Genomic DNA, 13,989 nt, shown 5'->3' with positions numbered 1-13,989 from the left:
CGGCACAGGAATCGCTTTCGACGATGGCGCCGACCATCAGCGCGGCCCTGCCACCCGGACAGTGCTTCCTCAGTCGCGCTCGCCGAACACCTGACGGCCGACGCGGATGATCGTGGAACCCTCGTCGATGGCGATGCGCCAGTCGCCGCTCATCCCCATCGACAGCTCCCGGCATCCCACATGCCCCTCGGCGCGGAGCTGCTCCGCGAGCTTCCTCGTCGTCGCGAAGGACTCACGGACGGCCTGCTCGTCCGGTGTGTTGGCGCCGATGGACATGAGCCCGGTGAGAGTGAGGTGGGGGAGGGCGAAGATCTGCTCCGCGAGTTCGAGGGTGTCCTCGGGTGCGACGCCGAACTGCGACGGAGCATTGGAGGAGTTGATCTGGAGGTAGATGATGCGGGTAAGGCCCAGGTCCCCTGCGACAGTGTTGAGGCGGCGCGCTGTCTTCAGTGAGTCGACGGTCTCGATGGTGCCGGCGTCGATGAGGGCGGGCCGAGCCTTGTTCGACTGGACGTGGCCGATGACATGGGTCTCGTGCTCGGGTGCGCCCATCTCCCTCAGCGCCTCCTCCGATGCGGTGAGCTGCTGGATGATGTTGTGCCCGATGAGGGTTGCGCCGGCAGTGAGGGCCTCGAGGACGGCCTCCGGGGATTGATGCTTGGCGGCGAGGAGGATTCTCGTGCGTCCTCCTGACGCCTCGTCGACCTCGGCCTTCAGCCGCTGGAAAAGCTCACCGATCATGACACTCCTTCTAGACAACGTCTCCTATCCTAAACAGCTGGGCGACCAGCTCATCTGTGGCCCCGCTCTGCCGGACGTCGATGACGGCGACGAACTCGGTGTCGCGGGATTCCTCGCCGTCGTCGATGATCTGGTGGACGAGCCAATAATTCTTCGAGGCGGCGTCCTGCGCCGCGTCGTCCGACAGCCCGACGGCGACGAAGTCGGCCGCCTGCGGGGCCTCGTTGAAGGTGACGAACGAGGCCGACCGGGAATTCGTGTCCGCGCCGAGCCACTCGTGGTCCTCGAAGTAGCCGTCGAGGAAGTCATTCCAGCGGTCGGCGTCGAGGCGCTGCGGCTGCTCGAGGAACGAGGGTGTGGACATGGCGGCGAGCCGCTCGACGTTCTCGTCGGCGGCGGCCTCGACGAAGCGCCACAGCCAGTTCTTCACCCGCGTGCGGAACGCGTGGAGATTAGCGGTGATGGGGACGGTCCCGTCCTCGCGTGCGCCGAAGGCCCGCTCCACCCCGCCCTGCGGGATCCGCGTGTGCTCCATGATCTCGTCATCGTCGATGACGCCATCGGCGAGGGCCTCCCATTCGGCGATGAGGGAGGAGTCGACCGAGCGGACGAGCTCGCCGAGCCACGTGATGATGTCGCTCAGCTCGTCCGTCAGAGCATCGGCCGGCACGATCTGCCGCAGTGCCTTGTACGTGTCGGTGAGGTAGCGGAGGACGACGCCCTCGCTGCGGGCGGCATCGTAGCGAGAGATGAGGTCGGAGAACGTCATCGAGTGCTCGACCATGTGGCGGACGACGGACTTGGGCGACAGCTCGTACTCGGCGATCCACGGATTGGTCTGCCGGTAGATCTCGAGGGCCGGGTTGAGGAGCTCGGCGAGCGGGGTCGGCCACGTGATCTCATCCACGCGCGCCATCCGCTCGTTGTAGTCCATGCCCTCGGCCTTCATCGCGCCGATGGCGATGCCCCGCTCCTCCTTCCGCTGCGCCATGAGGATCGGGCGAGGATCCTCTTGGACGGCCTCGATGACGGACACGACATCGAGCGCGTAGTCCGGCGACTCCATGTCGAGCAGGTCGAGCGACGCGAGCGCGAAGGGTGAGAGGGGTGCGTTGAGCGCGAAGTCGTCGGGCACCTCACGGGCGAGCTCGATGGCGGGTTTCCCCGGGTGCGCATCCCGCCAGTCCCGATCCCGGTGAATGATGACCCCGGCTGCGCGCAGGGACACGTAGATCTCGACCGCGGTGCGCAGGAGGGGATTCGAGGCCCGCTTCGGCTCGTAGTTGTCTGTGAGCAGACGGTAGACGTTCATGACCGGGTCACCCGGCCGTGCAAGGATCTGCAGCATCATCGCGTGGGAGATCCTCATCCGCGACTCGAGGGTCTCGGGCTGGGCGGCGATGAGGCGCTCGAACGTCGAGCGGGTCCAATTGACCTGGCCCTCGGGCGGCTTCTTCTTCTGCGCCTTCTTCTTCCTCTCGGCCGCCTTGGCCTCGGCCTTGGCATTCTCGATCTCGTGCTCGGGGGCCTGGACGACGACCTCGCCGGTCGTGTCGAAGCCGGCGCGCCCCGCACGGCCTGCGATCTGATGGAACTCTCGCGCCGACAGCTGCCGCTGCTTCTCCCCGTCGAACTTCGCGAGCGACGTGAGCAGGACGGTGCGGATCGGAACGTTGATGCCGACGCCGAGGGTGTCGGTGCCGCAGATGACGCGCAGGAGGCCCTGCTGGGCGAGTCTCTCGACGAGCCTGCGGTAGCGGGGGAGCATGCCGGCGTGGTGGACTCCGATGCCGGCCCTCAAGAGGCGGGACAGCACCGCGCCGAAGCCCGGCCCGAACCGGAAGTCGCCGATCGCGTCTGCGATCGCCGCCTTCTGCTCCTTCGAGGACAGGGCGACCGACTGGAGCTCCGTCGCGGCGGACACGGCGGCCGCCTGGGAGAAGTGGACGATGTAGACGGGGGAGCGGTGGGTCGACACGAGCTCCTTGACCGTCTCGGAGACGGACTCGAGTGAATACGTGTAGCTGAGCGGGACGGGGCGCTCGGCGTTGTCGATGATCGACACGCGCCGGTCCGTACGCCGCTCGAGGTCGGTGACGAAGGCCGAGGTGTCGCCGAGGGTGGCGGAGAGGAGGATGTGCTGGGAGTCGGTGAGCTCGAGCAGGGGCACCTGCCAGGCCCAGCCGCGATCCGGCTCGGAGAAGAAGTGGAACTCATCGGAGATGACAACCCCCGCATCTGCATCCCGGCCCTCGCGGAGGGCGACGTTGGCGAGGATCTCGGCCGTGCAGCAGATGATCGGCGCATCCGCATTGATCGTCGAATCACCCGTCACCATGCCGACGTTCGCGGCACCGAAGAGTCCGATGAGGTCGAAGAACTTCTCCGAGACGAGTGCCTTGAGGGGAGCCGTGTAGTAGCCGCTGCGGCCCTGCGAGAGGGCGACGAACAGCGCCGCCATCGCAATCATCGACTTGCCGGAGCCGGTCGGGGTCGAGACGATGAGATGGTCGCCGTCCAGCGCGGCGAGCAGCGCCTCATCCTGGTGCGGATAGAGCCCCTTGCCCGTCGACTCGACCCAGGCGTGGAACGCGTCGTAGACATCGTCAGCGGGCGGCTCCTCCCCGAAACGATCGGCGAGGATATCGAGGGCATCATTCAGAGGGGAGGAAGTCACCTCTCCAGACTGCCACAAAGCCGCCGATCGCCGGGCGGCAAAGGTCGCTGTGCAGGAGTTCACAGCCCAAAGAAGGGGTCTTGGTTTGTCTGTCGAAAGAAGACCGCGTATCGTTATTTCTTGCGCGCACCGCTAGCTCAATGGTAGAGCAGCTGACTCTTAATCAGCGGGTTCAGGGTTCGAGTCCCTGGCGGTGTACAGATGAAGATCCCGGCCTCTGGCCGGGATCTTTGTTTTCTTCAGAGCCTCGGGGATCTCGCCCTCCGATCTTTCAGCGCCGTGGTTACTGCCGACCTGTCGATGGCGGATGCCACCCGGCGGCACTCACGTCCTTCCCTCATCGCGACGCACACGCAGAAGCATAAAAGACGGCGACGGACTTTGGCCCGCCCACGGCTGCAGCCTTTCCGCGGTCAGGGGAACTCGTGGCTCCCGTGCCATCATCTCTTGCGCCTGCGGCGGGTCCGGTGCATGGTGGGGCCAGGAGGTTGACCGCAATGAACCGACACCAGCATGAGCCCGAGGAGCCGACCGAGGTCGCCCACGACGCTGAGCACGGCCACGGAGACACTCACCCCGACGCCCACGGCGGATCGCACGGCCCTGCCGCATCTGGTGGCGATCACGAGGGCCACGACGGCCACGAGGAACACGAGGACCACGAGGACCACGACGGCCACGACGGCCACGAGGAACACGAGGACCACAGTGGGCATGGCGGCCATGACCACAGCTCTCACGCGGATCAGTACCGGCGCCTGTTCTGGATCATGCTCGCCCTCGGTGTCCCCGTCGTCCTCGCGTCACCGATGTTCGCGTCCCTCGTCGGCTACGAGGTGCCCGAGGGGCTGACGTGGATCGCCCCCGTTCTCGGCACTGTCATGTATGTGTGGGGCGGCAGGCCCTTCCTCGTCGGCGCGATCGACGAGATCCGTGCGCGCCATCCAGGCATGATGCTGCTCGTCGGGCTGGCGATCACAGTCGCCTTCCTCGCCTCGGCCGCGGCCACGCTTGGCCTGCTCCATCACGACCTCGAGTTCTGGTGGGAGATGGCGCTCCTCATCGTCATCATGCTGCTCGGCCATTGGCTCGAGATGAAGTCTCTTGCCCAGACGTCATCGGCACTCGACTCGCTGGCGGCCCTCCTGCCCGATGAGGCCGAGAAGGTCGTCGGCGACGAGATCACGACGGTCTCGCCGGCGGACCTTGAGGTCGGCGATGTCGTCATCGTCCGCCCGGGTGGGCGCGTGCCCGCGGACGGGACGATCATCGATGGGGCGGCCTCGATGGACGAATCGATGATCACCGGCGAATCCGCGGCGGTGCCGCGGACCGTGGGCGAGCAGGTCGTGGCCGGCACCGTCGCGACAGACTCCGGTATCCGTATCGAGATCTCCGCCGTCGGGGATGACACCGCGCTCGCGGGTATCCAGCGCCTCGTCGCCGATGCTCAGTCATCATCGACTCGGGCCCAGCGGCTCGCGGACCGGGCGGCGGCTCTGCTCTTCTGGTACGCGCTCGCGGCGGCCGCCCTCACCATCGCAGTCTGGCTCATCATCGGCGATCCACAGGACGCGGTCGCGCGTACGATCACCGTCCTCGTCATCGCCTGCCCCCACGCACTCGGTCTCGCGATCCCGCTCGTTGTCTCGATCGCGACGGAGAAGGCGGCGCGGGGCGGCGTCCTCATCGCCGACCGGCTCGCGCTCGAATCGATGAGGACCGTCGACACTGTCATCTTCGATAAGACCGGGACCCTGACGAAGGGCTCACCGACGGTCGATGGCATCCGCTCCGTCGACGGGTTCGCCGATGATGAGGTGCTGGCGCTCGCGGCGGCCGCCGAGTCCTCTTCGGAGCACCCGCTCGCGCGAGCGATTGTGTCCGAAGCCGAGGGCAGAAACCTGACGATCCCGGCATCGGACAACTTCTCGTCATCGCCTGCGGTCGGTGTGCGTGCGGACGTTCAGACTGACTCAGGATCTCGCACGGTGCTCGTGGGAGGCCCGTTCATGCTCGAGCAGGAGGGGGCGGCGCCGATCGCCGAGGAGTGGAGCCGCAGCGGCGCCACGGTCCTTCACGTCATTGTCGATGGCCGGGTTGCGGGTGCGCTGCGGGTCGCCGACGAGATCCGGCCCGAGTCGACGGCTGCGGTGACGGCGCTCCACCGGCGCGGCATCGACGTCATCATGATCACCGGTGATGCCGAGGCGGTGGCCGCCTCGGTGGCGGAGGAGATAGGCATCGACGGTTACTTCGCCGGCGTGCGTCCCGAGGACAAGGCGGGGCACGTGAAGCGCCTCCAGGGGGAGGGCCGCCAGGTCGCCATGGTGGGTGATGGCGTCAACGATGCCCCGGCGCTCGCCCAGGCGGATGTCGGGATCGCCATCGGCGCAGGCACGGATGTCGCGATCGCCTCGGCTGGCGTCATTCTCGCCTCCGACGACCCCCGCTCCGTCCTGTCCGTCGTCGAGCTCTCGACCGCGTCGTATCGGAAGATGAAGCAGAACCTGTGGTGGGCGGCCGGGTACAACCTCGCGGCTGTCCCGCTCGCCGCCGGAGTCCTCGCACCGTGGGGCTTCATCATGCCAATGAGCGTAGGTGCGATCCTCATGTCGCTCTCGACTGTCATCGTCGCCCTCAACGCCCAGCAGCTGCGGTCGGTCGATCTCAGCCCGGCGCGCACCGCGCCCCTGGAGGACGCCGAGCGTGAGGCCCTACGGGTGTAGGCCCCGGGGAGGCGCTTCTCGATGGGCCGGGAGAGCGGCGCATCCCCTGGCTCGGACCCGTTCGGGCATCCGCTCGGCGGGGTTTTCACGAGTCTGTACCGGCGTGCTCGGACCGGTCCGCCGGTGAATGGCCAGGTCACGGCACGTGGATGCGCTTTCCTGGACGCTACCTGCACGAGTGTGCCTGTGTATTGACGCAATCGTTCACATCCGGCATTCTGGACAAAACGGCGTTTTCAGGACGCATTTTCTCTTGGGAGGTTCCAGTGTCGACCACCGCACTCACCCGTGACAGCCGCCAATCCGCGCTCGCGCGGATGGCAGAAGAAGAGTTGGACATCCTCGTCGTCGGAGGGGGTGTGACAGGCGCCGGGATCGCCCTCGACGCGGCAACACGCGGCCTCAAGACCGGGATCGTTGAGATGAGGGACTGGTCGGCCGGCACCTCCCAGTGGTCCTCGAAGCTGGTCCACGGCGGACTGCGCTACCTCTACCAGCTCGACTTCGCCCTCGTCGCCGAGGCCCTGCGCGAGCGGGGCACGCTGCTGACGACGACAGCGCCGCATCTCGTCTCCGCGCAGCCGTTCCTCTGGCCGCTCAAGCAGCGCGTCATCGAGCGCGCCTACTCGGCGGTCGGCGTCGGCATGTACGACGCGCTCGCCAAGATCGGCGGCGGCCGCGTGCCCGTCCAGAAGCACTACGGCCACAAGGGCGCCCTCGAGCTCGTGCCGAGCCTCGACCCTGAGTCCCTCATCGGCGGAATCCGCTTCTATGATGCTCGTGTCGATGACTCCAGGCTCGTCATCGACCTCGTCCGCACCGCCCAGGGCTACGGGGCGCTCGCGGCCCCGAGGACCCAGGCCACCTCGTTCATCACCGAGGGCGACGCCGTCGTCGGCGCCATCCTCAAGGACCTCGAGACCGGTGAGGAGATCACGGTCCGCGCCAAGCACGTCATCGGCGCGACCGGAGTGTGGACCGAGGAGACCCAGCAGCTCGGCGATTCCGAGGGCGGGCTCGAGGTGCTGGCCTCGAAGGGCATCCACATCGTCGTCCCGAAGGACCGGATCGAGGGTAAGACCGGTGTCTTCCTCCGGACCGAGAAGTCGGTCCTCTTCATCATCCCGTGGGAGCGGTACTGGGTGATCGGCACAACGGACACCGCCTGGCACGAACAGCGCGACGCCCCCGTCGCGACCTCGGAGGACATCGACTACGTCCTCGAGCAGGCCAACTCCGTGCTCGCCGACAAGCTGACGCGCGACGACATCATCGGCACCTTCGCGGGGCTGCGGCCGCTGCTGCAGCCGGGCACGAAGAGCGAGGACGAGTCGACGAAGGTTTCGCGCGAGCACACGGTCACCTCCCCGCAGCCCGGCCTCACCGTCATCGCCGGCGGGAAGCTGACGACGTACAGGCAGATGGCGGAGGACGCGGTCGACCACGTCCTCGGCAGTGCGGCGAAGTCCAATCCGTCGGTCACGGCCTCGATCCCGCTCGTCGGCGCGGTCGGATACGAGGCGGGCCGGCGCCGTCTGCCGGTGCTCTCGCAGCAGTACAGGCTGAGCGAGACTGTCATCAAGCACCTGTTCTCCCGCTACGGCACCGAGACCCCGGACGTGCTCGCCCTCATCGACGCCGATCCGTCGCTCGGCCGACCGATCGAGCATGCGCCGGATTACCTCCGCGCCGAGGCGGTCTTCGCGGTCACCCACGAGGGCGCCCTCCACCTCGAGGACGTGCTCCTGCACCGGATCCGGCTCGACTTCGAGCAGCCGGACCGCGGCAGCGCGGCAGCCCCCGAGATCGCCGAGATCATGGGCGGACTGCTCGGCTGGGATGACGAGACGCGCCAGGCTGAGGTGGCCAACTGGGTTGCCCAGGCCGACGCGATCCTCGCGGCCCAGGAGACGCGCTCCGATTCCGAGGCCTCGCAGCTGCGCACGAAGGCCGAGGAGATCGTCCCCGTCGAGCATCTCAACATCGTCTGAGACGGACTGAGCGGGCGCCGGCCATATGGCCGGCGCCCGTTCGATGTGACGCGGGTCCAATCGAAGGACCGTGCGGCCAAAGGTCCCATTTTTCGGGTACCGTTGGGAGCGTGTCTGATCCGATAGTGACTCTCGTAACCTCGCAGGACTTTCCTCAGCTCGATGCGGATGAGGCAGGTCTGCCCGACGCGCTTCGAGATCGAGGTCTGGAGCCCCGCATCGCCATCTGGAACGACCCCTCGGTCGACTGGAGCCAGGCCGGCACCGTCGTCGTGCGGTCGGTCCGTGACTACGCGACGGACCGGAAGGGCTTCCTCGAGTGGGCCGAGTCCGTTCCCCGGCTGCTCAACTCCGCGAGCGTCATGAAGTGGAACACGGATAAGCACTACCTTCAGGAGCTCGCCAAGCGCGGCATGCCGACCATTGCCACCACCTGGCTCGAGCCCTCGAAGAGCTTCGGCCGCAACCAGGTGCACACCCGGTTCCCGGCCATGGGCGACTTCGTCGTCAAGCCGGCGATCTCGTCGGGTGGCCGCGGCACCGGCCGCTACACGTCGACGGATGCGCTCTCCCGCATGAGGGCCATCACCGACGCCATGCACCACCTCGAGCGCGGCCGCTCCGTCATGGTCCAGCGCTACCACGAAGAGGTCGACCGCTCGGGCGAAGTCTCCCTCATCTACCTCAACGGACTGCCCTCCTACAAGGTGGAGAAGGAGCCCATGCTCCATCCTCGCTTCGAAGGCGGCGACACCGTCCACGAGGAGATCGCGCGCTCGTCCGATGCGACGGAGCAGGAGTGGCGCTGGGGCGAGCGGATCCGCCAGTCTCTCCACTCCTACATCAAAGAGCAGAGCGGGCGCGACGAGCTCCTGCTCTTCAACCGCGTCGACATCGTCCGCGGCGGTCCCAACGACGAGGAGGAGTTCTACGTCATGGAGATCTCCCTCATCGACGGCTCGCTCTACCTCAGCGCAGACGAGGACAACCTCAGCAAGTTCGCCGATGCGATCGCGGTGCGTGCATTCTGGTGACACGCGCGACCGTCCTGCTTCTCGCATTCGGCCTCGCCGCCTGCGGCGCTGAGACGGGCAGCAACGACGAGGCGTGCCGCGAGGCCGACACCGTCGCTCGTGAGGTCGAGGAGTTCGCGGAGCCGCTGTCAGATGAGCAGGCGAACGCGGCACGCCAGTGGGAGTTTCGGCTGGCGGAGGCATCCGTCCTCGCCACCGATCATGATCTTGCCGTGTCGATCCGTGACCTCGCAGACGCTGCCGGCAATGTCGCTGAGAATCTCGAGGATGCAGGCGCACGCGATGTTTTCGACCGCGTTTATGCGGACGTCACGGCGAAGTGCAACTGACACCACACTCGGCCGATTCCGTGAACTGAGCCGGGGTTGGGTATAGTTGTGAATCGGCGGATAACGCCATGGTGGCTATAGCTCAGTCGGTAGAGCGCCTGGTTGTGGTCCAGGAGGTCGCGGGTTCAAGCCCCGTTAGCCACCCAGATCGGTGAGGTTCAAGTCTTCTTGTGAAGGTTTGGACCTCACCGCTTTATGCATTCCGCAGGGCGTGGGGAGTACGACCTCAAATGGATTCCTCATCCCATAAGACGTTGACATAGTCCTCGATAGGTTAAACCTCGAGTCGATCGACTAGTACTCCAAAGTGTGACATTGGTACCCCATGAGAGCCGTTTACTGCCTATGGTGCAAGATTGCATTATGGCCCAGACGTCTTCACGCATTGCAGTTCTCATTGATTCTGACAATGTCAGCGCGGCACATGTCTCCAACGTTCTCGCAGAGTTGGCGAAGTATGGCACGACGTCAGTTCGGCGTATGTACGGCGACTGGACCTCAGACCTTTTGCGCGGTTGGAAAGACGCCGCAAATGAGCATGCCATCCAACCGATCCAACAGTTCTCGTACACCACTGGCAAGAATTCAACTGACAGTGCCCTCATCATCGACGCGATGGATCTGTTGCACCAGAACAACCTAGATGCCTTTGCCATCGTCTCCTCCGACAGCGACTTCACTCGACTCGCAGCGAGGCTTCGAGAATCAGGGGCGCAGGTCTTCGGCTTCGGTGAACGAAAGACCCCGCAGCCATTCGTCAAAGCCTGCGACACCTTCACGTATTTCGATGTTCTTCGGGTGGCTGAAGGCCAGTCCGAAACAGAGGGTCGTCCGAAGGCAGGGCCCGCGGTCGCCAAAGAGACCGCGGCATCGCGAACGAAGAAGCAGCTGCGTGGGGATACAAAGCTGGTGAATCTCCTGCGCGCAGGAATTTCTGCCGGCGCCGATGATGACGGTTGGGCCAATCTGAGCGAAGTCGGCTCGACAGTGCGTAAACAATCTCCTGACTTTGATTCCCGCAACTGGGGGTACTCGAAGCTCGGTGAACTGCTTGAAGCGATCGGTCTATTTGAACTCAAGAGGGTCGCCGGTGCGGGCGGGACCAACCTTCAGGTGCGGATGCCACCGAAGAAGTAACGACGCCAGAATCCGGCTTGCCACCTCCTGCCTTCAACGGACCCAACTCTTGCGGACTCTTCGGCCAGCGCGTAGAAGAGAGTGACCACCCTCGGGGTGGTGGGACGGAGGAGCCGTGGCTCTCGCGATCGAAGATTATGGGGTGATCGGCGACCTGCACACGATGGCGCTCGTGGGCAGCAACGGGTCGATTGACTGGCTGTGTCTGCCCCGCTTCGACTCCGGCGCCTGTTTCGCCAGGCTCGTCGGCGCCGACGATAACGGCTTCTGGCGGCTGGCTCCCTCTGGCTCTGACCGGTGCACTCGACGACGTTACCGCGGGGACACCCTCATCCTGGAGACGGAATGGGAGACCCCGGAGGGGGCGGTGCGCGTCATTGACTTCATGCCGGTGCGCGATGATGCGGCTGATGTTGTGCGGATCGTTGAGGGGCTGTCCGGCCGTGTTCCCATCCGCAGTGAACTTCAGCTGCGCTTCGACTATGGGCACATCACTCCGTGGGTGAGGCAACACGGTGGTCAGTTCTCCGCCATCGGCGGCCCTGACGTCGTCTGGCTGGACACGCCGGTTGAGGTTCGGGTCGAGGAGCAGATGGTGACGGCCGAGTTCGAGGTGGGTCCCGGTGACCGGGTCCCCTTCATTCTCACCCACCACCCCAGTCACCATCGGAGGCCAGCCCTCCGAGCAGCAGAGCGGCTCTTGGCGCGGTGCGAGAGCTTCTGGACCGAGTGGATCTCGCACAGCGAGTACGAGGGTGAGTGGAAAGAGGCGGTCCACCGCTCGCTGCTCACACTCAAGGCCCTGACCTATGCCCCATCAGGCGGGATCGTCGCCGCGGCGACCACCTCCCTGCCGGAGAACTTCGGCGGCGTACGGAACTGGGATTACCGATACTGCTGGCTCCGGGACGCCACGTTCACGCTGCAGTCACTCCTCCGCGTCGGCTTCGAGGAGGAGGCGCTCGCCTGGCGCGATTGGCTGCTGCGGGCTGTAGCGGGTGACCCAGCTGACCTGCAGATCATGTACGGCATCGACGGCCGGCGGCGACTGCCCGAGCGTGAACTGGAGTGGCTCGCCGGCTACGAGGGGTCGCGCCCCGTCCGCGAGGGCAACGCAGCCGCGGGCCAGTTCCAGTTGGATGTGTGGGGCGAGGTCCTCACCATGCTCCATGTCGACCGGGAGTCGGGCCTGCCCGGCGCCCCGGACGCATGGAGCCTCCAGCTCGAGCTGCTCGACTTCCTCGAGGGCAATTGGCGGCGATCCGACAAGTCGCTGTGGGAGATCCGCGGCCCCGACCAACAGTTCGTGCACTCCAAGGTGATGGCGTGGGCCGGCATGGACAGCGCGGTCCGGGCGGTCGAGCGATTCGGCCTCGAGGGCCCGGTGAACCGGTGGAGGACGGTGCGGGCCGAGATCCATCGCGAGGTGTGCTCGAAGGGATTCGACGCCACCCGCAGGACCTTCACGCAGTACTACGGATCGCCGGGTCTCGATGCGGCGCTGCTCCTCATCCCGCAGGTCGGCTTCCTACCCTGGGACGACGAGCGTGTCATCGGCTCGGTCGAGGCAGTGCAGCGGGAGCTCGTGGAGGACGGATATGTGCTCCGCTACCGCACCGAGCATGGCGTGGATGGCCTCCCCGGCAGGGAAGGCGCATTCCTTCCCTGCAGCTTCTGGCTGGTCGACGCCCTCGTCGGCATCGGACGTGTCGCGGAGGGGCGTCAGCACTTCGAGCGACTGCTCGCCCTTCGCAACGACCTTGGCCTTCTCTCGGAGGAGGTCGATCCGTCGAGTGGCCGGCACCTCGGAAACATGCCCCAGGCCTTCAGCCATGTCGGACTCGTCAACAGTGCCCGCCATCTCAGCACGGCGCGGGCTTCGGTTACTCCGGTGCTGCCGCCCGCAACTGGCGTGTATGTCGATCCTCGCCAGAGCTGACTCTGACTCTTGAGACGTCAAGACCTCCGCTGGGAGCCAGGTGCTGTTCAGCAGGAACCACGTGCCGCGATGGTTCAGAACCGTAGGCCGTGCTTGTCGACGAGTGGCATGGTGGCGTCGAAGTCCACCTCAGCACCGTACTGGGCGGCGAGGGCCGGAAGAGTCGCCGGCGAATACTCGCCGCCGGGGTCAGCGAGCCTTCGGAAGAGGTCTTCGATGCCGCCCGGGCTGACGATCTCCAGCACGCGGAGCTGGTCGTCTCCTGCGTTCCAGAACGTGTGCCAGCGTCCGCGCGGCTTGGATACGAGGTCTCCGCTGGATGCTGTTATTTCGACGCCGTCCTCAATCACACCGAGAGTGCCAGTGAGGACGAAACTGTACTCATCCTCGCGGCTGTGCCGATGGATTGGTGCCGCAAGGACCTTCGGTTCGAGAATGTGTTCGACCAATGCGATGTGCCCGCCAGATGCTCCGCTTTCGAGCAGGTAGCGATCCAGATTGCCTGCGTTGCCGGTGACGTCACCGTCGCCAGCCCGCAGGACGCGGGGTCCTGGGCTTGTCGCGCTCATTGGCAGATGCTACCGAGGTGGCTTCGCCCAAAAAAAGGGGAGCTTTCCCCCCCGATCAACGGTGGTGACGCCACAATGCGTCGCGGTCTTGCGGTTCGGTCGCTGACGCTGTATCCCAAAGGCGAGTGGGTGGCAGTGACACCCGTGCCCGCATCCGGCGAAGCAATCCCTGACCGCTGACAACGAGCGCCTCGCAGGCCGAACAGAGCGCCCGCGAGAGACACTCTCTTCATCTGTCAGGAGCGTGCAGTGACCTGCGTGCAGGACCGTGGCCGCCGGGCCAGCCTCGACGTCAATGCAGAACCAGAGGCTGGCACTGAAGGAGGCACGGACGCTGCGTGGTGCGGACGGCCTTCAGGCCGACGGCGTCCCGGCGTGATCGGCGGTCAACGCATGGTGCGCGCCCGTTGCGGGCGTGAGCACGGCCCGGCGGAGCGCGACGAAGAAGACGACCATGCCGGCGGTGATGAGCATGTGACCGAGACCGGCAATCCCGGCGATCATCTTCGTTGATTCCTGACCCAGCACGGTGAGGCTCCCGTGCCAGATGAGCATGGCGGAGGTGAGGATGACGCCAGCGTTGTAGAGCCAGAGGAACCAGGCGAACAGTCTCCGGCTCTGCGAGATCGTGAAGGTCTTCTCAAGGGCGAGAACGACGAGGAGCACGGTGAAGCCGAGCGCCAGCAGGTGCGTGTGGGCAAGGCCCAGCTGTGTGAACTCACCCGCGGGGAAGTCATTGAGCTTGGTGAACTCGCGGTAGAAGAGGCCGGAGGCGACGCCAGCGACCATGTAGGTGAATGAGGCATAGAGGAGGTTCTTCATCAACGGACAGTTTCCTTTCGA

10 protein-coding genes, 2 tRNA genes and 1 pseudogene are annotated in these 13,989 nt (G+C 65.8%); 9 read left to right on the top strand and 4 right to left on the bottom strand.

Annotated elements, in window-relative coordinates:
* Positions 1 to 69: 69 nt before the first annotated feature.
* Positions 70 to 741, bottom strand: a complete 672-nt coding sequence (locus EJO69_RS05465) for a YggS family pyridoxal phosphate-dependent enzyme (RefSeq protein ID WP_126040025.1) — start codon at positions 739 to 741, stop codon at positions 70 to 72.
* Positions 742 to 751: 10 nt separating this feature from the next.
* On the bottom strand, positions 752 to 3,418 hold the full coding sequence (locus EJO69_RS05460; protein ID WP_211331515.1) for a DEAD/DEAH box helicase: 2,667 nt from the start codon (positions 3,416 to 3,418) through the stop codon (positions 752 to 754).
* 126 nt (positions 3,419 to 3,544) lie between these two features.
* Here EJO69_RS05460 and EJO69_RS05455 point away from each other — a divergent pair.
* From EJO69_RS05455 to EJO69_RS05420, 9 genes and pseudogenes are all read left to right on the top strand, one after another.
* Positions 3,545 to 3,616: transfer RNA gene (locus EJO69_RS05455), tRNA-Lys, on the top strand.
* Positions 3,617 to 3,915: 299 nt separating this feature from the next.
* A complete protein-coding gene (locus EJO69_RS05450) occupies positions 3,916 to 6,147 on the top strand; it encodes a heavy metal translocating P-type ATPase (protein WP_126040023.1) in 2,232 nt (743 codons plus the stop codon).
* Positions 6,148 to 6,464: 317 nt separating this feature from the next.
* Positions 6,465 to 8,138, top strand: coding sequence for a glycerol-3-phosphate dehydrogenase/oxidase (locus EJO69_RS05445; protein WP_211331536.1), 1,674 nt, complete (start codon positions 6,465 to 6,467; stop codon positions 8,136 to 8,138).
* A gap of 110 nt (positions 8,139 to 8,248) precedes the next feature.
* Positions 8,249 to 9,172: an ATP-grasp domain-containing protein gene (locus EJO69_RS05440; protein ID WP_126040019.1), complete on the top strand. Its 924-nt coding sequence runs from the start codon at positions 8,249 to 8,251 to the stop codon at positions 9,170 to 9,172.
* On the top strand, positions 9,169 to 9,501 hold the full coding sequence (locus EJO69_RS05435; RefSeq protein WP_126040017.1) for a hypothetical protein: 333 nt from the start codon (positions 9,169 to 9,171) through the stop codon (positions 9,499 to 9,501). The genes EJO69_RS05440 and EJO69_RS05435 overlap by 4 nt, the downstream gene beginning before the upstream one ends.
* A 71-nt stretch (positions 9,502 to 9,572) precedes the next feature.
* A tRNA-His gene (locus EJO69_RS05430) sits at positions 9,573 to 9,645 on the top strand.
* A 219-nt stretch (positions 9,646 to 9,864) separates the two neighbouring features.
* A complete protein-coding gene (locus tag EJO69_RS05425) occupies positions 9,865 to 10,638 on the top strand; it encodes an NYN domain-containing protein (RefSeq protein WP_126040015.1) in 774 nt (257 codons plus the stop codon).
* Positions 10,639 to 10,750: 112 nt separating this feature from the next.
* Positions 10,751 to 11,269, top strand: a pseudogene (locus EJO69_RS12675) (trehalase-like domain-containing protein); the annotation flags it as partial.
* Positions 11,252 to 12,577 carry a glycoside hydrolase family 15 protein gene (locus tag EJO69_RS05420; protein ID WP_281272851.1) on the top strand — a complete coding sequence of 442 codons (1,326 nt, stop codon included), beginning with the start codon at positions 11,252 to 11,254 and terminating at the stop codon, positions 12,575 to 12,577. The pseudogene EJO69_RS12675 and the gene EJO69_RS05420, both read left to right, overlap by 18 nt.
* A 74-nt stretch (positions 12,578 to 12,651) precedes the next feature.
* Here the strand turns inward: EJO69_RS05420 and EJO69_RS05415 are convergent, their stop codons facing one another.
* Complete coding sequence (locus EJO69_RS05415; RefSeq protein ID WP_211331514.1) at positions 12,652 to 13,146, bottom strand: cupin domain-containing protein; 495 nt, start codon at positions 13,144 to 13,146, stop codon at positions 12,652 to 12,654.
* 354 nt (positions 13,147 to 13,500) lie between these two features.
* A complete protein-coding gene (locus EJO69_RS05410; RefSeq protein ID WP_126040011.1) occupies positions 13,501 to 13,968 on the bottom strand; it encodes a DUF2871 domain-containing protein in 468 nt (155 codons plus the stop codon).
* Between the last annotated feature and the right edge of the window lie 21 nt (positions 13,969 to 13,989).

The organism is Flaviflexus salsibiostraticola (genome assembly GCF_003952265.1).
Lineage (GTDB): Bacteria > Actinomycetota > Actinomycetes > Actinomycetales > Actinomycetaceae > Flaviflexus > Flaviflexus salsibiostraticola.
This window is presented reverse-complemented; position numbering and strand designations above follow the sequence as displayed.

Bases quoted from the DNA above. Each gene is read 5' to 3' on its own strand.
- EJO69_RS05465 (WP_126040025.1), bottom strand. From the start codon at position 741: ATGATCGGTGAGCTTTTCCAGCGGCTGAAGGCCGAGGTCGACGAGGCG.
- EJO69_RS05450 (WP_126040023.1), top strand. From the start codon at position 3,916: ATGAACCGACACCAGCATGAGCCCGAGGAGCCGACCGAGGTCGCCCAC.
- EJO69_RS05445 (WP_211331536.1), top strand. From the start codon at position 6,465: ATGGCAGAAGAAGAGTTGGACATCCTCGTCGTCGGAGGGGGTGTGACA.
- EJO69_RS05425 (WP_126040015.1), top strand. From the start codon at position 9,865: ATGGCCCAGACGTCTTCACGCATTGCAGTTCTCATTGATTCTGACAAT.
- EJO69_RS05415 (WP_211331514.1), bottom strand. From the start codon at position 13,146: ATGAGCGCGACAAGCCCAGGACCCCGCGTCCTGCGGGCTGGCGACGGT.
- EJO69_RS05410 (WP_126040011.1), bottom strand. From the start codon at position 13,968: ATGAAGAACCTCCTCTATGCCTCATTCACCTACATGGTCGCTGGCGTC.